Origin of the sequence: Actinomadura sp. 9N407 (assembly GCF_044326315.1) — a bacterium.
Taxonomy (GTDB): domain Bacteria; phylum Actinomycetota; class Actinomycetes; order Streptosporangiales; family Streptosporangiaceae; genus Spirillospora.
The window spans coordinates 510,159-529,643 of record NZ_JBIRAW010000002.1 but is presented as its reverse complement, the minus strand read 5'-3'; the positions used below and the strand labels follow the sequence as shown (position 1 = coordinate 529,643).

At 70.3% G+C, this 19,485-nt stretch carries 22 protein-coding genes; 15 read left to right on the top strand and 7 right to left on the bottom strand.

What is annotated here, in order from left to right; all coding sequences use genetic code 11:
• The first annotated feature begins 192 nt into the window (after positions 1–192).
• Together ACH34Q_RS05185 and ACH34Q_RS05180 are read left to right on the top strand one after the other, a co-directional pair.
• Entirely contained in the window at positions 193–540 is a 348-nt protein-coding gene (locus tag ACH34Q_RS05185) for a GntR family transcriptional regulator (RefSeq protein ID WP_395981562.1), read from the top strand.
• A 16-nt stretch (positions 541–556) separates the two neighbouring features.
• Positions 557–1,555 (top strand): DUF1648 domain-containing protein, encoded by a 999-nt coding sequence (locus ACH34Q_RS05180; protein ID WP_395981561.1) that lies wholly within the window; start codon positions 557–559, stop codon positions 1,553–1,555.
• Between the two features lie 43 nt (positions 1,556–1,598).
• Here ACH34Q_RS05180 and ACH34Q_RS05175 read toward each other — a convergent pair whose 3' ends face one another.
• Both ACH34Q_RS05175 and ACH34Q_RS05170 read right to left on the bottom strand, forming a co-directional pair.
• On the bottom strand, positions 1,599–2,345 hold the full coding sequence (locus tag ACH34Q_RS05175) for an adenosylcobinamide-GDP ribazoletransferase (protein WP_395981560.1): 747 nt from the start codon (positions 2,343–2,345) through the stop codon (positions 1,599–1,601).
• Entirely contained in the window at positions 2,342–3,274 is a 933-nt protein-coding gene (locus ACH34Q_RS05170; RefSeq protein ID WP_395981559.1) for a bifunctional adenosylcobinamide kinase/adenosylcobinamide-phosphate guanylyltransferase, read from the bottom strand. The genes ACH34Q_RS05175 and ACH34Q_RS05170 overlap by 4 nt, the downstream gene beginning before the upstream one ends.
• A gap of 289 nt (positions 3,275–3,563) precedes the next feature.
• Here ACH34Q_RS05170 and ACH34Q_RS05165 point away from each other — a divergent pair, with 289 nt between their 5' ends.
• Both ACH34Q_RS05165 and ACH34Q_RS05160 read left to right on the top strand, forming a co-directional pair.
• Positions 3,564–4,265: a DsbA family protein gene (locus ACH34Q_RS05165; protein WP_395981558.1), complete on the top strand. Its 702-nt coding sequence runs from the start codon at positions 3,564–3,566 to the stop codon at positions 4,263–4,265.
• A 74-nt stretch (positions 4,266–4,339) separates the two neighbouring features.
• Positions 4,340–4,522 (top strand): hypothetical protein, encoded by a 183-nt coding sequence (locus tag ACH34Q_RS05160; RefSeq protein WP_395981557.1) that lies wholly within the window; start codon positions 4,340–4,342, stop codon positions 4,520–4,522.
• A gap of 126 nt (positions 4,523–4,648) precedes the next feature.
• Here ACH34Q_RS05160 and ACH34Q_RS05155 read toward each other — a convergent pair whose 3' ends face one another.
• Together ACH34Q_RS05155 and ACH34Q_RS05150 are read right to left on the bottom strand one after the other, a co-directional pair.
• A complete protein-coding gene (locus tag ACH34Q_RS05155; protein ID WP_395981556.1) occupies positions 4,649–5,650 on the bottom strand; it encodes an aldo/keto reductase family protein in 1,002 nt (333 codons plus the stop codon).
• A gap of 37 nt (positions 5,651–5,687) precedes the next feature.
• The gene (locus ACH34Q_RS05150) at positions 5,688–6,323 is read right to left on the bottom strand and encodes a DUF3043 domain-containing protein (RefSeq protein WP_395981555.1); all 636 of its coding nucleotides are present in this window, start codon (positions 6,321–6,323) and stop codon (positions 5,688–5,690) included.
• A 132-nt stretch (positions 6,324–6,455) separates the two neighbouring features.
• Here ACH34Q_RS05150 and ACH34Q_RS05145 point away from each other — a divergent pair, with 132 nt between their 5' ends.
• From ACH34Q_RS05145 to ACH34Q_RS05125, 5 genes are all read left to right on the top strand, one after another.
• Complete coding sequence (locus tag ACH34Q_RS05145) at positions 6,456–7,265, top strand: PspA/IM30 family protein (protein ID WP_395981554.1); 810 nt, start codon at positions 6,456–6,458, stop codon at positions 7,263–7,265.
• Entirely contained in the window at positions 7,262–7,540 is a 279-nt protein-coding gene (locus tag ACH34Q_RS05140) for a hypothetical protein (RefSeq protein WP_395981553.1), read from the top strand. The genes ACH34Q_RS05145 and ACH34Q_RS05140 overlap by 4 nt, the downstream gene beginning before the upstream one ends.
• Positions 7,541–7,685: 145 nt before the next feature.
• Positions 7,686–8,600: a zinc metalloprotease HtpX gene (gene htpX / locus ACH34Q_RS05135; protein WP_395981552.1), complete on the top strand. Its 915-nt coding sequence runs from the start codon at positions 7,686–7,688 to the stop codon at positions 8,598–8,600.
• 2 nt (positions 8,601–8,602) lie between these two features.
• Positions 8,603–9,172, top strand: a complete 570-nt coding sequence (locus ACH34Q_RS05130) for a hypothetical protein (RefSeq protein WP_395981638.1) — start codon at positions 8,603–8,605, stop codon at positions 9,170–9,172.
• A gap of 32 nt (positions 9,173–9,204) precedes the next feature.
• Positions 9,205–9,984 carry a maleylpyruvate isomerase family mycothiol-dependent enzyme gene (locus ACH34Q_RS05125; protein WP_395981551.1) on the top strand — a complete coding sequence of 260 codons (780 nt, stop codon included), beginning with the start codon at positions 9,205–9,207 and terminating at the stop codon, positions 9,982–9,984.
• Positions 9,985–10,153: 169 nt separating this feature from the next.
• Here ACH34Q_RS05125 and nadA read toward each other — a convergent pair whose 3' ends face one another.
• A complete protein-coding gene (nadA, locus tag ACH34Q_RS05120; RefSeq protein ID WP_395981550.1) occupies positions 10,154–11,308 on the bottom strand; it encodes a quinolinate synthase NadA in 1,155 nt (384 codons plus the stop codon).
• 233 nt (positions 11,309–11,541) lie between these two features.
• Between nadA and ACH34Q_RS05115 the strand changes: the two genes are divergently transcribed.
• Together ACH34Q_RS05115 and ACH34Q_RS05110 are read left to right on the top strand one after the other, a co-directional pair.
• Positions 11,542–11,907 carry a HesB/IscA family protein gene (locus ACH34Q_RS05115; protein WP_395981549.1) on the top strand — a complete coding sequence of 122 codons (366 nt, stop codon included), beginning with the start codon at positions 11,542–11,544 and terminating at the stop codon, positions 11,905–11,907.
• A 320-nt stretch (positions 11,908–12,227) separates the two neighbouring features.
• Entirely contained in the window at positions 12,228–13,214 is a 987-nt protein-coding gene (locus ACH34Q_RS05110; protein WP_395981548.1) for a carbohydrate kinase family protein, read from the top strand.
• 253 nt (positions 13,215–13,467) lie between these two features.
• Here the strand turns inward: ACH34Q_RS05110 and ACH34Q_RS05105 are convergent, their stop codons facing one another.
• Positions 13,468–13,821, bottom strand: coding sequence for a sulfurtransferase TusA family protein (locus ACH34Q_RS05105; protein ID WP_395981547.1), 354 nt, complete (start codon positions 13,819–13,821; stop codon positions 13,468–13,470).
• A gap of 37 nt (positions 13,822–13,858) precedes the next feature.
• The gene (locus ACH34Q_RS05100) at positions 13,859–15,016 is read right to left on the bottom strand and encodes a cysteine desulfurase family protein (protein ID WP_395981546.1); all 1,158 of its coding nucleotides are present in this window, start codon (positions 15,014–15,016) and stop codon (positions 13,859–13,861) included.
• 164 nt (positions 15,017–15,180) lie between these two features.
• On the opposite strand from ACH34Q_RS05100, the gene coxB reads away from it, so the two are divergent.
• The 4 genes from coxB (at position 15,181) to ACH34Q_RS05080 (ending at position 19,476) form a co-directional block, all read left to right on the top strand.
• Positions 15,181–15,975 (top strand): cytochrome c oxidase subunit II, encoded by a 795-nt coding sequence (coxB, locus tag ACH34Q_RS05095; RefSeq protein ID WP_395981545.1) that lies wholly within the window; start codon positions 15,181–15,183, stop codon positions 15,973–15,975.
• Positions 15,972–17,639, top strand: coding sequence for a cytochrome c oxidase subunit I (gene ctaD / locus ACH34Q_RS05090; RefSeq protein WP_395981544.1), 1,668 nt, complete (start codon positions 15,972–15,974; stop codon positions 17,637–17,639). Before coxB ends, ctaD begins: the two co-directional genes overlap by 4 nt.
• 3 nt (positions 17,640–17,642) lie before the next feature.
• A complete protein-coding gene (locus ACH34Q_RS05085) occupies positions 17,643–18,053 on the top strand; it encodes a cytochrome c oxidase subunit 4 (protein WP_395981543.1) in 411 nt (136 codons plus the stop codon).
• A 139-nt stretch (positions 18,054–18,192) separates the two neighbouring features.
• Positions 18,193–19,476, top strand: coding sequence for an Ig-like domain-containing protein (locus ACH34Q_RS05080; RefSeq protein WP_395981542.1), 1,284 nt, complete (start codon positions 18,193–18,195; stop codon positions 19,474–19,476).
• Positions 19,477–19,485 lie beyond the last annotated feature (9 nt).

Below are 19,485 nucleotides of genomic sequence, written 5' to 3'. Positions count from 1 at the left end.
GCCCGATGTTAGTCCTACGGCTGACCGGTTTCGCCCTTTTGGAGCAAGCCTTACCTCCCGCAACGCCACCGCGGACGGCTTCGTGACCGGCCGCGGACGGCCGTCCGGGCGGCGTGGCGGCGCCGGTACGAAGCCGTACTGGAGCCGGTTCGGAGCCCATATGAAGCTAATGGTGCTAGTGTCATTAGCATCATGCTGCTGCGACTCACCGACGACGATCCGCGCGCCCTGCACGAGCAGGTGGCCGCGGCGATCCGGCGCGCGATCGCCACCGGCGAGTGCGCGCCGGGCGAGCGCGTGCCCCCCGCACGCGAGCTCGCCACCGCGCTCGACATCAACCCCAACACCGTCCTGCGCGCGTTACGGCAGCTGCGGGACGAGGGTCTGCTGGACTTCCGCCGGGGGCGGGGGATCCGGGTCGCGGCCCGTCCCGAGACGGGCGAGCTGACCGAACGCGTACGCGAGCTGGTCGCCGACGCCGAGCGGCTGGGCGTCACCCGTGCCGAACTCGTCACGATGATCGAAGGAGTACGGCGATGATCGAAGGAGTACGACCATGACCTCCCGACGGCCCCTGTTCCTGGTCGCCGGCGCCGCCGCCCTGGCGGGGTCCGCGCTGATCCCGATCGCGCCGCTGGCGCTGCGGGACCGCCTGCCCGACCCGCTGGCCACGCACTGGAGCGGCGCGGGCGTCCCCGACGGGCACTCCTCGTTCACCGCCTGGACCCTGGTCTGCGCCGCGACCTGGCTGGTCTTCTGCGCGTGCGCGGTGGCGGTCGGCCTGTCCGGCTGGGGCCGCCGCCGCGTACGGGGCATGGCCGGCGCGACCCTCGGCTTCGGCGCCGGGGTGACCGCGGCCATGATCGCCGGCACCCTGCGCGCCAACCTCGACCGCGACTCGTACCGGCAGGCCGCCGACCTCGGTCCCGGGGTGATCCTGGTGGCGATCGGGGGCGCCGCGGTGATCGGCCTCATCGGCTGGCTGGTCGGCAGCACCGGCGCCGACCAGGTGGATCGGCCGCCCGGCGAGGCGCCGCGGCTGCGGGAGGGCGTGCGCGAGGGGCAGCGTCCCGTCTGGATCGGGTACGTGCGCAGCCGCTGGGCGTTCCTGGCCGGGGGCTTGCTCGCCGTGGCGGGCGCGATCGGCGCGCTGCTCGTCGTCCTGCTGCCCGAGCCGCTCACCCCGGGCTGGCCGCTGGCCGGGCCGCTGCTGGGACTGTCCGCCGTGGGGTTGGTCGGCCTCACGCTGTCCTCGGCCCAGGTGACCGTGGACGCCCGCGGCCTCGCCGTGGCCTTCGGCCCGCTCGGCCGTCCGGTCCGGCGGATCCCGCTGGAGTCGGTCTCCACCGCCTGGGCGGAGCAGCGCCGTCCCGCCCAGGTCGGCGGCTGGGGCTACCGGATCAGCGGGCAGGGCACGACGGTCATGCTGCGCAAGGGCGAGTGCCTGGTCGTCCAGTACGGCGCCGGCGACGACCGGTTCGCGGTCAGCGTGGACGACGCCGAGCGCGGCGCCGCCCTCCTCAACTCCCTGCGGGAGCGCGAGACCGCCGCCTGAACCTCCGCCCAGGCGCTGGCGAGGACTCGGCGGTGGCGAGGGCTCAGGCGGTGGAAAGCACGACGAGGGTCGTGGTCGTGGCCAGCTCGACCAGGGCGCCGAAGACGTCGCCGGTGACCCCGCCCAGACGCCGGGTGGCGTGGCGGAGCATGAGGAGGGCGACCGCGAGGGCCGCCAGTACGGCCAGGACGGCGCGGAGGGCGCCGAGGTCGAAGGCAGCGCCGGTGGCGGCTGCGGCCATCAGGACCAGGACCGTGGCGGCCAGGGCGGCGCGGGTGGAGATCGTTCCGGCCACCAGCGCGCCCAGTCCGCCGGGACGGGCCGAGGCGACACCGGACCGGCAGGCCCAGGCCAGGACCAGCCGCCCGGTCACGGCGGCGATCAGTACGGCGGCCGCCGCGTCGGGCGTGGCCGCCAGGGCGGCTACCTGGAGCAGCAGGGCCAGCAGCAGGGTCACGACGCCGAACGGGCCGATGTCGGACCGCTTCATCACGGCCAGCGCCTCTTCGGGCGGACGGCCGCTGCCCAGGCCGTCGGCGAGGTCGGCCAGGCCGTCCAGATGCAGGGCACGAGTGATCAACGCCATGGCCGCGACGGCGAGCACCGCGCGGGGGAGGGGATCAAGGCCGAGCGGCCCCAGCAGCAGCGGGATCGCCGCGGCGGCGCCGACGATCAGGCCGATGACCGGGGCCAGCAGCATGGCCTGGCGGGCGGCGTCCCGGCCGGTGCCGGTGGCCCGCACCGGGACGATGGTCAGCAGCGAGACCGAGAGGCGGAGTCCGGCGATCACGGCAGCTCCATGACCCGGCCGGCCACCACGAGCGCGGCCTCCTCCGATTCGGCGGCCAGGCCCTGGTTGAGATGGCCGAGCAGGTCGCGGAACGCCCGTCCCGACGAGGTCGTGGGGACCAGCGACAGGCCGACCTCGTCGCTGACCGCGATGACCCGGGCGGGCGTGGTGCGCCAGGCGTCGATCAGTTCCTCCAGGCGTGGCCGGATCGAGTACGGGTCGTCCCAGGCGTTCGCCTCGTCGACGGCCGCCGCGAGCCAGGTGCCGATGCCGTCCACGAGCACGGCGCCCTGGGCGGATCGCAGGGCCTCGGGCAGGGCGATCGTTTCGATGGTCTTCCACCAGGACGGGCGGCGCCGCCGGTGGGCTTCGACGCGGTCGGCCCACTCGGCGTCGGTACGCGGCGCGCTCGTCGCCAGGTACGTGACGTCCGGGCACGCCATCAGGCGAAGCTCGGCCTCCGCCGACTTGCCGGAACGTGTCCCGCCCAGCAGCAGCGTGCGATGCGGACCCTCGCGGGGCGCGAGCCAGTAGGCGAGACGCCGCTCCAACTCCTGTGGGGAGCGGATCCGGTGGTCCAGGTGGATCGCGCGTATCTCCGTGTGGGATCTCACCGCGCCCAGATCGCGGAGGCGTCCCAGGTGGTCGGGGCAGCCGATCAGGTCCAGCAGTACGGCGTCGTACACGGTCCGCGGCTCGGGGCGGCCGTCCGGATCGGCGATCAGCAGCCGGCCCCCGTTCGGTCCGCGGACGTCGAGGCCGCCGGGGATCTCGTCCTGGACGCAGTCGTGCAGGGCGACGCCGTCGATGCGGACGCGGAACGGCTCGTACCGGACACCGCCGGTACGCAGCCGCCCGCAGGATGCGCAGGGGCAGCCGGGAGCCGGCCAGCCGGAGGTACTCGCGGTGCCGGGAAGGTCGATGTTCATGCCGTCCGAAACAATAGGCACTCGACGACACGCACGTGACAGTGTGTGTGGCCGACTCAGTGTGAGGCCGACACAGTGTGTGGCCGACGCAGGCGTTGCACGACGATGGACAGGAGGCACGGTGGGACATCCCCCGAACACGCCGTGGTCGCAGCCCCCGGGACCCCCGCCCGGCCCCCCAGGGGGTCCGCTGGGCCCGCCAGGCCCGCCGCCCCTGGGGCCGCCCGGGCCCTGGGGAGCTCCCGGCCCGCCGCTTCCACCCCCCAACAAGGCGGGACGAGCAGGACTGGTGATCGGGCTCGTGGCCGCCGGGCTGGCGCTCGTGGTGGTCGCGGTCGTCGGGGTGGCCGTGCTCACCGGTGGCGACGGCGGTGGCGGTGGTGAGACGCCGGCCGAGGAGCTGAAGGTCGGCCAGATCGCCGGCGGCGCGGAGGCCAGGCCCGGTACGGACGGAAGCCTGACGATGACGCGGCCCGGTGTCGAGCGGCCGCTGGTGGAGGTGTACGAGGACTTCGCCTGCCCGCCCTGCGGGAAGTTCGACCGGATGATCGACCCCGTGCTCAAGGAACTGGCGGTGGCGGGGAAGGCGAAGGTGGTCTACCGGCCCATGGTCGTCTTCAGCAAGGGGTTGGAGCCGATGTACGGCAACTCCCTGCGCGCCGCGTCGGCGATGCGCTGCATGACCGACGGCGCCCGCTGGCTGGCCTACCAGGACGCGCTCTACGAGCATCAGCCGGCGAGCGAGCACACGAAGGGCTACGCCACCGCCGACCTGATCTCGTACGCCGCGCCGCTGGGCATCACCGGCGACACGTTCGAGACGTGCGTGAAGGAGCAGCAGCGCGCCCCGGCCGTGCTCGAGGCCAGCCGCGGCTACATCTCCGACGGGGTTCAGGGGACGCCGTCCGTACGGGTGGACGGGCGGCCCCTGTCCAGCAGCGAGGTGGGCACCGCGGACCAGGTCCGCGCGGCCATCGAGAGCCGGGGCTAGGGCCCGCCCCGACGGCTAGGACTAGTCTCACCGCGACGAGGGAGGGCGAGAGCGCGATGGCGTGGAGCTGGCGTTTGGAGAAGTCCGACGGGCAGGCGGCCGGGGTGGCGGAGGAGACCTTCACCACGCAGGCCGACGCCGAGACGTGGCTGGGGGAGAACTGGCGCGGGCTCCGGGACGAAGGGATCGACCAGGTGAAGCTCCTGGACGGCGAGAAGGCCGTCTACGGGCCGATGAGCCTGCACGACCCGGAGTGATCCCGGAGCGCTTCTGATGTGACGGGCGCTTGTGATGGGACGAGTGCCCCTGATGTGACGACGGAGCCGCCGGTACGCGCGTACCGGCGGCTCTCGTACGGCCGGTGGATCAGGGCGGCTCGTTGGTCAGGGGCGCTTGGCGGGGCTGCCGGTCTTCTCCGGGTCGCGGATGGCGACCGGGCCGAGGATGCCGTCGATGCGCTCCAGCACGTCGGCGTCCAGCTTGACCCCGGCCGCCTTGACGTTGTCGCGCACCTGCTCGGGACGGGACGCGCCCACGATCGCCGAGGCCACGTTCGGGTTCTGCAGGACCCACGCCACGGCCAGCTGCGCCATGGTCAGCCCGAGGTCGGCCGCGACCGGCTTGAGCTCCTGGACCCGGGTGAGCAGGTCGTCGGTCAGGTAGCGCTTGATCATGTCCGCGCCGCCCTTGTCGTCGGTCGCGCGCGACCCGGCGGGCAGCGGCTGACCGGGCAGGTACTTGCCCGACAGGACGCCCTGCGCGATCGGGGACCAGACGATCTGCCCGACGCCCTCCCGCTCGCACAGCGGGACGATCTGCTCCTCGATCACCCGCCACAGCAGCGAGTACTGCGGCTGGCTGGAGACGATCCGGTCGAAGCCCATCTCGTCGGCGATCTTCAGGGCCCGCTCGATCTCGTCGGCCCGCCACTCCGACACGCCGACGTACAGCACCTTGCCCTGCCGGACCAGGTCGTCGAACGCCCGGAGGGTCTCCTCCAGCGGCGTCTCGTAGTCGAACCGGTGCGCCTGGTAGAGGTCGACGTAGTCGGTGCGCAGCCGGCGCAGCGAGCCGTTGATCGACTCCATGATGTGCTTGCGCGACAGGCCCCGGTCGTTGGGACCGGGACCGGTCGGCCAGTAGACCTTGGTGAAGATCTCCAGACCCTCGCGGCGCTGCCCGTCCAGCGTGCGTCCGAGGACCTCCTCGGCGCGCGTTCCGGCGTAGACGTCCGCGGTGTCGAACGTGGTGACGCCCTCGTCGAGGGCCGCCCGCACGCACTCGCGCGCGGCGTCCTCCTCGACCTGGGAGCCATGGGTGAGCCAGTTGCCGTACGAGATCTCGCTGATCTTCAGACCGCTGCGGCCAAGGTTTCGGAACTCCATGGCCCGACCCTAACCGCACATGATCGGGTGAACGCGACTACTCGCCCTTGGCCACGCCCGAGCCCGCCCGGTCGTCCTCGTCCGCCTTGTCGCCCTTCTTGACGACCGGCTTCCCGCCGGGCCTGACCTGCGGCGCGGGGACCCGGAGCCGCCGGATCTGCATGGCGCGCATCGCCGCGTACAGGCCGACGCCCTTGGTGTCCTCGTCCGGATACCGCTCGGCGGCCAGCTTCTTGATCCCGCGCGAGAGCAGGATGCCCTCGATGAACACCACGCCCAGCAGCAGCGGCGGCGCGAACAGCACCAGCAGCCTGGCCGCGGTGACCGGCATCAGGCTGAGCGCCACGATGGCGAACATCGCGTACATCAGGTAGGAGCCGACGGTACGGCGGCCGTCGACGTAGTCGCGGGCGAGCCGGCGCACCGGGCCCTTGTCGCGTTTGAGGAGGTACTTCTCCTCGCCCTTGGCCATCCCCGCGCGCGCCTTGACGCGCTCGGTGGCCTGGCGCTCGCGCACGCGCTTGTAGGCTTCCTTGCGGTTGGACGGCGCGGTGATCGGCTGCCTGCGGCGCTTCTCGGCTTCCGCACGCTTGGGCGTGGGACGGCCCTTTCCTCCCGGCTTTGCGGCCTGCGGAGGATTCTCGGGGGCTTCCTGGGTACGACGTCGGAACACGGGATAAGCCTACCGGCTGCGAACATCGTGGCTGCCTCGCGCGTTAACGCGTAGGGTGATAAGAACCCCAGCAGTGGTCATTGAGCCCAGTTTGTGACTGAGCACAGCACACGAAGGGACCGGCGCCGCGCGATGAGCGTGATGAAGCGAATGTCGATGATCTTCAAGTCCAAGGCGAACAGGGCCCTGGACCGTATGGAGGATCCCCGCGAGACCCTGGACTATTCCTACCAGCGCCAGCTGGAGATGCTGCAGAAGGTCCGTCGGGGTGTCGCCGACGTCGCCACCTCGCGCAAGCGCCTCGAGCTGCAGATCAACCAGCTGGAGCAGCAGCAGAACAAGCTGACCGACCAGGGCAAGAAGGCGCTGCAGGTGGGCCGCGAGGACCTGGCCCGCGAGGCCCTGACCCGGCGGTCGGGGCTGGACTCCCAGCTCGGCGATCTGCGGGCGCAGTACCAGCAGCTGCAGGGCGAGGAGGAGAAGCTCACGCTGGCCTCGCAGCGGCTGCAGGCCAAGGTCGACTCGTTCCGTACCCGCAAGGAGACGATCAAGGCCACCTATACGGCCGCCGAGGCGCAGACCAAGATCAATGAGGCCTTCACCGGCATCTCCGAGGAGATGGGCGACGTGGGCCTGGCGATCCAGCGCGCCGAGGAGAAGACCGAGAACATGAAGGCGCGCGCCGGCGCCATCGACGACCTGCTGGCCTCGGGCGCGCTGGAGGACTTCAGCGGGCCCAAGGACGACATCCAGGCCGAGCTCGACCGGATGGGCTCCGGTCCCGGCGTCGATCTGGAGCTGGAGCGGCTCAAGGCCGAACTCGGCCAGGGCCCCGCGCCCAAGGAGCTCAACCAGGGCACCCCCGGTGGCCAGGCGCACGAGCAGGACGTGGACGTCCCGCAGGCCAAGCAGTGGCCGCAGCAGCCCGGCGGTGCGCAATGATCGTACGGATCATGGGCGAGGGACAGCTCGACATCGCCGCCGATGATCTCACCGCGCTCGGCGAGCTGGACGATCTGCTCGAGGCGGCGATCGAGTCCGGCGACGAGGCACGGTTCCGTACCGCGCTGCACGACCTGCTCGGCAAGGCGCGGACGGTGGGCAAGTCGCTGCCGGCCGACAGCCTGGAACCCTCCGAACTCATCCTGCCTCCCGCCGACGCGGCGATGGACGAGGTCAGGAAGATGCTCGGCGACGAAGGCCTCATCCCCGACTGAGTTCATCGTCGCGCCTCCGGCACGACGGCGAGCGGGCGGGCAACTCTCCCCGACAGTGCTTCCCGACCTGGTCAAGGCACAAATACCGGTCCTTGTGCGTTGTCTTTAAGGAACCGGGAATGCACTGCCGGTGGAGGGGGTCCGGATGGCACGCACGCGCTACGCCTCCGATCGGGGACTCACGTCGCGGATGCTCGTGACGATGTTCCTGCTGGGGCTCGTCTATGTCGTCTTCGTGACGGCTTTCTATGTGATCGCGCCGAGTTGGGGACTGGTCGCCTTGGTGGTGGCCGCCGGGCTGCTGCTGGCCCAGTACTTCTTCTCCGACCGGCTCACCATGTTCGCGATGCGGGGCCGCGAGGTCTCGCCGCAGGAGTTCCCCGAGCTGCACGGCGTCGTCGACCGCATCTGCGCGATGTCGGACGCCCCCAAGCCGCGGGTCGCGATCGCCGACACCGACGTGCCCAACGCGTTCGCCACCGGCCGCAACCAGAAGAAGGCCGTCGTCTGCGTCACCACCGGCCTGCTGCGCCGGCTGGAGCCGGTGGAGCTGGAGGGCGTGCTCGCGCACGAGATGGCGCACATCGCGCACCGCGACGTGGCGGTCATGACGATCGCCTCGTTCCTCGGGATCGTGGCCGGCCTGCTGACCCGGTTCGGCCTCCAGATGGGGCTGTTCGGCGGCTTCGGCCGCAACCGTGACCAGAACACCGGGCTGGTGCTGCTCGCGGTGATCGCCGTCAGCGCCGTCGCGTACGCGGTGAGCTTCCTGCTCACCCGGGCCCTGTCGCGCTACCGCGAGCTGTCGGCCGACCGCGCCGCCGCGCTGCTGACCGGCCGCCCCTCGGCGCTGGCCGGCGCGCTGACCAAGATCTCCGGCGAGATGGCCAAGATCCCCACCAAGGACCTCCGCGCCGCCGAGCCGTTCAACGCCTTCTTCTTCGCGCCCGCGTTCGGCAAGGGCTTCAGCGTCTCCTCGCTGTTCTCCACGCACCCGCCGCTGGACAAGCGGCTGGCGCAGCTGCAGGAGATCTCCGGACAGCTCAGCAGGGGAGCGTGAGCATGGGGTTCCTGGACGCGCTGCTCGGCCGGTCCAAGCCGGTCCAGCCCGATCTCGACCGGCTGTTCGGGCTGTCCACGGCGGCGGTGACGCTGGAGGCGGCGACGGCGTTCACGCCCACCGGCCTGGGGTCGGTGTGCTTTCGAGCGCCCGAGGGCGGCGCGTTCGTCCGGCTCCAGCGCGACATCCAGGAGCTGCTGGACGCCGACGAGGGGCCCGCGGTCGAGCTCAGTAACGACTCGTACGGCTACACCTGGCTGCTGACCCGGCAGGACCCGCAGGACCTGGTCTCGGTGGTCACCGACCTGCACGCGGTGAACGCGACCCTGGAGTCCAACGGCTTCGGCCCGCACCTGCTGTGCTCGCTGGCCGGCTTCCAGGGGCCGGAGGGGCAGCGGCTGGCGCTGGTCTACCTCTACAAGCGCGGCACGTTCTACCCGTTCGCCCCGCTCCCCGGCGAGCGCCGGGACAATGCGCTGGAGCTGCAGGTACGCGGCGCGATCGGCGCCGACCTGCCGTTCGAGGACGATCTATCCCGCTGGTTCCCGGTCTGGGGCGCTCCCGGGCTCTGACGCCCCCGCTCCCGATATGACACGCTCGTGACATGACCGCAGAGCCTTGGACCCATGCCCGCCACTGCGACGCGGCCGAGGCCGAGACCGCCGCGTTCGCCGCCGGGCTGGAGGGCGCCGACCCGGACCTTCCGGTGCCGAGCTGCCCGGGCTGGTCGGTGGCCGACCTCGCGACCCATCTCGGCGGTACGCAGCGCTGGGCGGAGGGCATCGTGCGTACCGGCGCGCAGGAGCGCCGGAGCAGGCGCGACCTCGGCGTCACCTTCCCGGCGGAGCCCGGCGAGATCCTGTCCTGGTACGTGGACGGCGGCGAACGGCTGATCAAGACGCTGCGCGCGGCCGACGGAGACCGGCCGGTGTGGGGATGGGGCCCCGACCCGCACGTGCGGTTCTGGTCCCGCCGGATGCTGTATGAGACGCTCGTGCACCGCTGCGACCTGGACATCGCGCTCGGCCGCGAGCCGGTGATCGACGCCAGGATCGCGGTGGACGGGATCGACGAACTGCTGGCCAACCTGCGGAGCGCGGCCGGATTCGCCCCCAAGGTCGACCACCTCAGGGGCGACGGCACCGCCCTGGCCTTCGTCGCCGCCGACGCCGGGATCCGCTGGACGTTCCGGATGTGGCCGGACCGGTTCGAGTGGACGCCCGAGCCCTTCGAGGACGCGGGGAAGGCCGACGCCGCCGTACGGGGCGACGCCGCCGACGTCTACCTGTTCCTCTGGGGCCGCCGAAAGCTCGGCGACCCCAGGCTGGACTTCTCCGGCGACGACGCGCTGCTGATCCACTGGGTGGAGAACAGCGCCATCTAGGCAGTGTCTCAAAGTGGCCCTCAGCCACCGCGCGAGCGCGTTACCTGTCCGGGGAGGCGATGCCGGAGGCGAGCCTCCCCGGACAGATCGCGAAGCGATGCCGCGCTCGCACAGGCACGGTCACGGTGCGAGCCGCCAGGCGAGCACCGTGGGCCGGGACTTTGAAACACTAGGGCAGGGCGAGCATCTGGTCGAGGGCCGTCCGCGCGTACCGGGCGATCTCCCCTTCCACCTCGATGCGGTTGACGACCTCGCCGGCGACCAGCGTCTCCAGCGACCGGACCAGGTGCGGCAGGTCGATGCGGTTCATCGTCGAGCAGTAGCACACGGCCTTGTCGAGGAACATCACGTTCTTGTCCGGGTGCGCGTTCGCCAGCCGCTTGACCAGGTTGAGCTCGGTCCCGATCGCCCAGGCCGAGCCGGACGGCGCCGCCTCGATCGCCTTGATGATGTACTCGGTCGACCCCACCTCGTCGGCGCTCAGGACGACGTCGTGCTTGCACTCGGGGTGGACCAGCACGTTGACTCCCGGCACCCGGGCGCGCACATCGTCCACGGACTCCTTGCTGAAGCGCCCGTGCACCGAGCAGTGCCCGCGCCACAGGATCATCTTGGCGTCGCGCATCTGCTGCTGGGAGAGCCCGCCGTCCGGCCGGTGCGGGTTGTAGACCACGCAGTCGTCCAGGGAGAGCCCCATGTCCAGCACGGCCGTGTTGCGCCCCAGGTGCTGGTCGGGCAGGAACAGCACCTTCTTGCCCTTGCCGTACGCCCAGTCCAGCGCGCGCTTGGCGTTGGACGAGGTGCAGACCGTGCCGCCGTGGCGTCCCACGAACGCCTTGATGTCGGCCGAGGAGTTCATGTAGGTGACCGGAATCACGTCATCGGCGATCCCGGCGTCCTCCAGGACCTCCCAGCACTCCTCGACCTGGTCGAAGGCCGCCATATCGGCCATCGAGCAGCCGGCCGCCAGGTCGGGCAGCACGACCTGCTGGTGCGGTGCGGTGAGGATGTCGGCCGACTCGGCCATGAAGTGCACACCGCAGAACACGATGTAGGGCGCCTCGGGACGGGCCGCGGCCTGCTGGGCCAGCTTGAACGAGTCACCGGTCACGTCCGCGAACCGGATGACCTCGTCGCGCTGGTAGTGGTGGCCCAGGACGAACACCTGGTCGCCCAGGGCCGCCTTGGCCGCGATGGCCCGTTCCACCAGGCCGGGATCAGAGGCGGGCGGAAGCTCGCCGGGGCAGTCCACGCCGCGTTCACTGGCCGGATCGGACCCCTCGCCCAGGAAGAGCAGTGGAAGGTCACGCACAGGGGTGGTCACGGGGAGTCTCCCTCCTGCGACGGGGCTTATCGTCGCTTTGACGACTAATCATCGCATACCGGGAACCTCCCGCTTCCGGGCAGGGTCCCCTCCGGGGGATGTGAAACACTGGCCCGCAGAGGGAATGGCCTCCACGCGAGGTACGTTGGCAACGGAAGAGACGTCACGGCGTCCTCGATGACATGCACCAGATCGCCGCGTGCGCGGCGCAGCGAGACCCGGGAGCTGAACACATGACGGCAGGCGAGACGACCAAGCAGGAGACCACGCAGCAGCAGGGCGTCAACCTCACCGACACCGCCGCGGCGAAGGCCAAGGGCCTGCTCGAGCAGGAGGGCCGTGACGATCTCGCGCTCCGTGTCGCCGTGCAGCCGGGCGGCTGTTCGGGCCTGGTCTACCAGCTCTTCTTCGACGAGCGTGAGATGGACGGCGACGAGGTCCACGAGTTCGACGGACTCAACGTCCGGGTCGACCGGATGAGCGCGCCCTACCTGACCGGCGCCACCATCGACTTCGTGGACTCGATCGAGAAGCAGGGCTTCACGATCGACAACCCCAACGCGGGGGGATCCTGCGCCTGCGGCGACTCCTTCAACTAAGCAGTGTTTCTGAAGACCCGGCTCAGGTACTCGCCTGGCGGCTCGTACCTGACCGGTTCTTGTGTGAGCGCGGCATCGCTTCGCGATCTGTCCGGTGAGACTCGCCTCCGGCATCACCTCACCGGACAGGTAACGCGCTCACGCGCCGGCTGAGGCCGACATCTTGACGAACGGCCCGGACGAGTGTGTCCGGGCCGTTCGTGTCATGTCGCCCGGCTGTGCCGGCGGCCGGGTCCTGTGATGCGATGGGCAAGTAGTCTTTCCGGGTTGTACGACAGCCGGACACATAGCCGGACGACACCCATGAGGAGAGCGACGCCGTGCGCATCGCCGTGACAGGCTCCATCGCGACCGACCACCTGATGACCTTCCCCGGCAGGTTCGCCGACCAGCTCATCCCCGATCAGCTCGATCGGGTCTCGCTGTCCTTCCTGGTGGACGAGCTGGACATCCGCCGTGGCGGGATCGCCGCCAACATCTGCTTCGGCATGGGCAGCCTCGGCACCGAGTCGATCCTGGTCGGCTCCGTCGGCGACGACTTCGCCGACTACCGCTCCTGGCTGGAGCGCCACCGCGTCGACACCGGCTCGGTGCACGTCTCCGAGCTGCACCACACCGCCCGGTTCCTGTGCACCACCGACCAGGACCAGAACCAGATCGCCACGTTCTACGCCGGCGCGATGAGCGAGGCCGGCCAGATCGAGCTCAAGCCGGTCGCCGACCGGGTCGGCGGCCTCGACCTGGTCCTGATCGGCGCGAACGACCCCGAGGCCATGGTCCGGCACACCGAGGAGTGCCGTACCCGCGGCTACGCCTTCGCCGCCGACCCGTCCCAGCAGCTCGCCCGGATGGACGGCACCGAGGTCCGCAAGTTGATCGACGGCGCCGCGTACCTGTTCACCAACGAGTACGAGAAGGCCCTCTGCGAGGAGAAGACCGGCTGGTCCGGCGATGAGATCCTCGACCGGGTCGCCGTCCGCGTCACCACCCTCGGCGCCAAGGGCGTGGTCATCGACCGCAAGGGCGAGCAGGGCCTGCACGTCCCGGCGACACCCGTCCCCTCGGTCGTCGACCCCACCGGCGGCGGCGACGCCTTCCGCGCCGGCTTCCTGTCGGCGGTCGCCTGGGGCCTGACCCTGGAACGCGCCGCCCAGGTCGGCAACACCATCGCCGCCCACGTTCTAGAGGCCGCCGGCCCCCAGGAGTACCGCCTCGCCAAGCAGGCGTTCCTGACCCGCCTCACCGACGTCTACGGCCAAGAAGCCGCGACCGAAGTAGCCCCCCACCTCGTTTGCCCGAACCCGTAGGCATAAGGGGTCGAGGCTGTCGCTGACCTCAGCCCGCACGCGAGCGGGCGCCGCGCCGCCTGGACTGAGGAGCGGTGGAGGGTGAGGAACGAACCCTCCACCGTGACGAGGGAAGGCGGTGCGTCAAAGCGCCCGCTCGCTGCCGAGCGGAGGCGAGGCAATGGGCGAGAACGAGCCCTCCACCGTGACGAGGGAAGGCGGCGCGTAAAAGCGCCCGCGAGCCGTCGTGCCGGAGGCGCGACAATGAGCACAGCTAGTAGCTTCTGCGGATGTGGTAGGCCCAGCCGCCTTGGGGGAGGGTCTCTTCGCGGACGAAGTCCTGGGACTTCATCCGGCACCAGGCGGGGACGTCCGTACGGGCCGCCACGTCGTCGGCCAGTACGGCGACGATCTCGCCGACCGGGATCTCGCGGATCCGCTCGGCCAGCAGGATGATCGGGATCGGGCACTTGCGGCCCAGCGCGTCGATCACCAGTACCGGGGGAGTCCCGGCCGGGACGGGCTGCTCGGGCGGCGCGGCCTGCGGCGGCCGGGCCGGCCGCGCGGGGGCACCGGACGGAGCGGCGGCGCGGTGGGCGCCGGTCTTCGCACGGCCTCGGAACCTCATGGGCGCGCCCGCCTTCCTGGCGTCGTGATCGTGCAGCTCATGGTGTGCTCACCCCCGCCGTCCGCCGCAGGCGGGCGACGGCGTCGGGGAGCACGGCGAGGAAGCGGTCGACGTCGGTCGAATTCGCGCCACGCGGCAGCGATACCCGGACGTTGCCATGGGTAATCACTCCCATCGCTTCGAGGACGTGACTGGGTCGCAGCGTATCCGCCGTACAGGAGCTTCCGGAGGAAACGGCGAAACCGGCCCGGTCCAGTTCCGTGAGCAGGGCCTCGCCCTCCACATAGAGGCAGGAGAACGTGACCAGGTGCGGGAGCCGCCGGTCGGGGTCGCCGACCACTTCGACGTCGGGGACGCGGCGCGGGACCTCGGTGCGGATCCGTTCGACCAGGGCCGACAGGCGGGGTGCTTCGGCGGTCATCTCGTCGCGGTACGCGGCGAGCGCGGCGGCGGCGGCGACGGCGGACGGGACGTTCTCGAAGCCGGGTACGCGGCGTCCCTCGCGCTCGTCGGCGGGGAGGGGGGAGCGCCAGCGGGTGTTCTTGCGGATCACCAGCAGGCCGACGCCGGGCGGGCCGCCCCACTTGTGCGCGCTGGCGGCCAGGAACGACCAGCCGGCGGGGACGTCCATCCGGCCGGCGGACTGCGCGGCGTCCACCAGCAGCGGTACGCCGGCGGCGCGGCAGGCCTCGGCGGCCTCGGCGACCGGCTGCAGGGTGCCGACCTCGTGGTTGGCCGACTGCAGGCAGGCCAGCGCGGTGTCAGGCTGGAGCGCGGCGGCGAACTCGGCCGGGTCGACGCGGCCGTACCGGTCCACTCCCACGGTGGTGACCGTGCCGCCGTCGCGCTCGTGCGCCTCGGCGGCGTGCAGCACGCTGGAGTGCTCCACCGCGCTCACGACCAGGTGGCGTCCGACACGCCGTCGCGCGCGCAGCGCTCCGAGGACCGCCAGATGCACCGCCTGGGTCCCGGAGGTGGTGAACGAGATCTCGTCGGGACGGACGTCCAGGACGCCGGCCACTTGGGCGCGGGCACGGTCCAGCAGGACGCGCGCGCCGCGCGCCGCCCCGTACAGGCGGGCGGGGTCGGCCCAGCCGGCGTCGAGCGCGCCGATCAGCGCCGAGCGGGCCGCGGGATGCGGCGGCTCGGTGGACGCGGCGTCGAAGTAGGTGCCGGGGGCGTTGCGTTCGGCCACGTGGGAACTCTAACCGGGCACCCGATCAGGGGTGTGCGGCACCCTCGCGCTAATGTGTCCACCACACGTGTACCAACTGATCTCACCGCCCGCCAGTCCGGGCTTTCAATCCGTGGGGAAGGCATTCCGTGAGTCCGACCCGCTCTAGGGAGCGGCGTACGCCTGTGCGCGGTCGCCGTGCATTGACGAGCGCCGGCGCGCTGGGCCTGCTGGCGCTGACCGCCACCGCGTGCAGCGGTGAGGTGGCCCGCCTGGGCATGCCCGAGCCGATCAGTGACCAGGCCGAGCGCATGCTGACGCTCTGGCAGGGGTCCTGGATCGCCGCGTTCGCCGTGGGCATCGTGGTATGGGGCCTGATCATCTGGGCGGTGGTGTTCCACCGCAAGCGCTCCGATGACCTCCCGCCGCAGGTGCGCTACAACATGCCGATCGAGATCCTGTATACGGCGGTCCCGTTCGTCATCATCGGCGTGCTGTTCTACTTCACCGCCCGGGACCAGAACTACGTCGAGAAGACCACCAAGGATCCGGCGGTCGTCGTCGACGTCACCGGGTTCCAGTGGAGCTGGCAGTTCGACTACCGGGAGAAGGACGCCGCGGGGCAGGAGAAGACCGTCGCGTCCGTCGTCGGCACTCCGGTCGACCCGAACGCCACCACGGGCGCCAAGCCCGTGCTGACGATCCCGCAGGACAAGACGGTCCGCGTGCGGCTGCACGCCAATGACGTCATCCACTCGTTCTGGGTTCCGGCGCTCCTGTACAAGAAGGACGTCATGCCGGGCTACACCAACGAGTTCGAGTTCACGGCGCGCAAGCTCGGTACGTACGAGGGCCGCTGCGCCGAGCTCTGCGGCGTCGACCACAGCCGGATGCTGTTCCAGCTCAAGGTCGTCTCCGTCGCGGACTACGAGAAGTTCATCGCCGATGCCAAGGCCAAGGCCGCAGGGGGTGCCCGATGACCACGGTCAGTGAGGCTCCGGGCAGCCTGTCGGTTGCCGGGGCGCGGACGAGCAAGGGGCGCATCATCGCCTCCTGGATGTCGTCCACCGACCACAAGGTGATCGGGTACATGTACCTGATCACCTCGTTCATGATGTTCCTGCTCGGCGGCGTGATGGCGCTGGTGATGCGGCTCGAGCTGTTCCAGCCCGGGCTGCAGGTGGTGAGCAACGAGCAGTTCAACCAGATGTTCACCATGCACGGCACGATCATGCTGCTGATGTTCGCGACGCCGCTGTTCGCCGGCTTCGCCAACGTGATCATGCCGCTGCAGATCGGCGCGCCGGACGTGGCGTTCCCGCGGATGAACATGCTGGCGTACTGGCTGTTCCTGTTCGGCAGCCTGATCGTGATCGCCGGTTTCCTGACGCCGGGCGGCGCGGCCAGCTTCGGCTGGTTCGCCTACGCCCCGCTGTCGGACGCGGTCCGCTCGCCAGGCATCGGCGGCGACATGTGGGTGATGGGCCTGGCCATGTCGGGCTTCGGCACCATCATGGGCGCGGTCAACTTCATCACCACGATCCTGTGCATGCGCGCTCCCGGCATGACGATGTTCCGGATGCCGATCTTCACCTGGAACATCCTGCTGACCTCGATCCTGGTGCTGCTGGCGTTCCCGGTCCTGGCGGCCGCGCTGCTGGCGCTGGAGGCCGACCGCAAGCTCGGCGCGCACGTCTTCGACGCGGCGCACGGCGGGGCGTTGCTCTGGCAACATCTGTTCTGGTTCTTCGGGCATCCGGAGGTCTATATCATCGCCTTGCCCTTCTTCGGCATCGTGACCGAGATCCTCCCGGTGTTCAGCCGCAAGCCGGTCTTCGGCTACATCGGCCTGGTGTTCGCCACCATCTCCATCACCGGCCTGTCGATCACCGTCTGGGCCCACCACATGTTCGTGACCGGCCAGGTACTGCTGCCGTTCTTCTCGTTCATGTCCTTCCTGATCGCGGTGCCCACGGGGGTGAAGTTCTTCAACTGGGTGGGAACCATCTGGCGGGGCCAACTCACGTTCGAGTCACCCATGCTCTGGTCCATCGGCTTCCTGGTCACCTTCCTGTTCGGTGGCCTGACCGGTGTCATCCTGGCCTCGCCGCCGATGGACTTCCAGCTGTCGGACTCCTACTTCGTGGTCGCGCACTTCCACTACGTGGTGTTCGGCACGGTGGTGTTCGCGATGTTCGCCGGCTTCTACTTCTGGTGGCCGAAGTTCACCGGCAAGATGCTGAACGACAGGCTCGGCAAGGTGCACTTCTGGATGCTGTTCATCGGCTTCCACGGCACGTTCCTGATCCAGCACTGGCTGGGCGCCGCGGGCATGCCGCGCCGGTACGCCGACTACGCCAGCGAGTTCACCGGCATGAACCAGGTGTCGACGGTGTTCTCGCTGCTGCTCGGCCTCTCGATGCTGCCGTTCTTCTACAACGTGTACATCACGTGGAAGAAGGGCAAGCGCGTCGAGGTGGACGACCCGTGGGGCTACGGGGCGTCGCTGGAGTGGGCGACGTCGTGCCCGCCGCCGCGGCACAACTTCAACTCGATTCCGCGGATCCGTTCCGAGCGGCCGGCCTTCGACCTGCACCATCCGCATGTCGGGGCCAAGGGCGAACTCACCGGGACGAAGGGGTAGCCGATGCGCGTACAGGCGTTCTTGTTCTACGGGTGTGCGGTCTTCTTCCTCGCCACCACCGTCGTCTACTGGCTCTGGTCGGGTGACTGGACGGGTACGACCGCGCTGTCGCTGTCGGTCGGCCTGGCGGGCCTGATCGGCTTCTACGTCCACTTCACGGTCCGCCGGCTGGAGAAGGCCAACCAGGGTCCGCTCTACGAGGACGACCCCCAGGGCGAGATCGCGTCCGCGGCCGGCGAGCTGGGCTTCTTCAGCCCGCACAGCTGGTGGCCGCTGTTCGTGGGGCTGTCGGCCGCCTGCATCGCGCTCGGCGTGGTGTTCGGCTGGTGGATGGTCATCCTCGGCACGTTCGCGATCCTGATGTCCACCATCGGGCTGGTCTTCGAGTACTACCGGGGGCATTTCGCCCACTGATCGGTAAAAGAACCCCCAGAGGGCCGGTACCAGGGAATTTCCCGGGTACCGGCCCTTTCGGATGAGGTGCGTCTTTTACACGAGGTGCGTCTTTGTAGGGGCACATCGGACGCGGCACTCCTCATCCGGAGGAAACGGCGTGGATCACACGACGAGCGGGGGGGACGACGTGCGGTTCGGTGTGGCAGGGGGACGAGAACGGGGCGGGCGCGCCGGTGCGGCGCTGCTCGGCGTGACGGTGGCGGCGGGGGCGGGCCTGGCGGGCTGCTCCTCGGACGCCACGACGGTACCCGGGGGCGGCGCGGTGAACGTGGCCGTCACCCCGGTGGGCGGCGCGGAGCCGCAACGGCCGGACAGCCCGATCGCCGTGCAGGCGGAGCGGGGAACGATCGCGAACGTCACGGTCACGACCAAGGGGGATGCGGTCGAGGGCGCGCTGAACGCCGACCGGACCCAGTGGCGCTCGCGCTGGACGCTGGCGCCCGGCACCGAGTACGCGGTGCACGCGACGGCGGTCGGCCTGGACGGGCGCACCCGTACGGTGAGCACCAGGTTCACCACGGCCGAGGCCAAGAAGGAGCTGGCCACCAAGATGGAGGCTCCGAACGCCAAGGAGGTCGTCGGCGTCGGGATGCCCGTCATCCTGCGGTTCGATCGGGAGATCACCGACAAGGCGGCGGTCGAGCGGGCCCTGGAGGTCCGGTCGAGCAAGCCGGTCGAGGGCGCCTGGCACTGGTTCGAGGACGACTACCTCGGTCCGAGCGTCGTGTTCCGTACCAAGGAGTACTGGCCCGCGCACACCGACGTCACCGTGAACGCGCATCTGACCGGCGTGCAGGGGGCCAAGGGCGTGTACGGGACGAAGAACCAGTCGCTGAAGTTCCGCGTCGGGGACTCGCACATCAGTACGGCCAGCGAGAACACGCACAAGATGGTGGTGAAGAAGAACGGCAAGGTCGTCCGGAAGATCCCGGTCAGCATGGGCAAGGGCGGGGTCACCAAGTACACGACGACCAACGGCGTCCATCTCACGATGGACAAGGGCAGCCCGGTCACCATGTCGTCGGACTGGGAAGGGATCGGGCCCGGTTCTCCCGGCTACTACAGCCTGACGGTCTACAGCGCGGTCCGCATCTCCAACAGCGGCGAGTACGTGCACAGCGCGCCCTGGTCGGTGGGCTCGCAGGGCAGCGACAACGTCAGCCACGGGTGCATCAACATCAGCCCGTCCCACGCGAAGTGGTTCTACAACTTCTCGCACCGGGGCGACCCGTACGAGGTGACGGGGAGCAAGCGGGAGCTCGAACCGGACAACGGCTGGGGCTACTGGCAGCTGTCCTGGAAGGACTGGGTGAAGGGCAGCGCCCTCAAGCAGGGCTTCAAGATCGGACCGCAGGGCTCGGTCCCGCTGCCCGCCGCCTAGCCGCCTGCT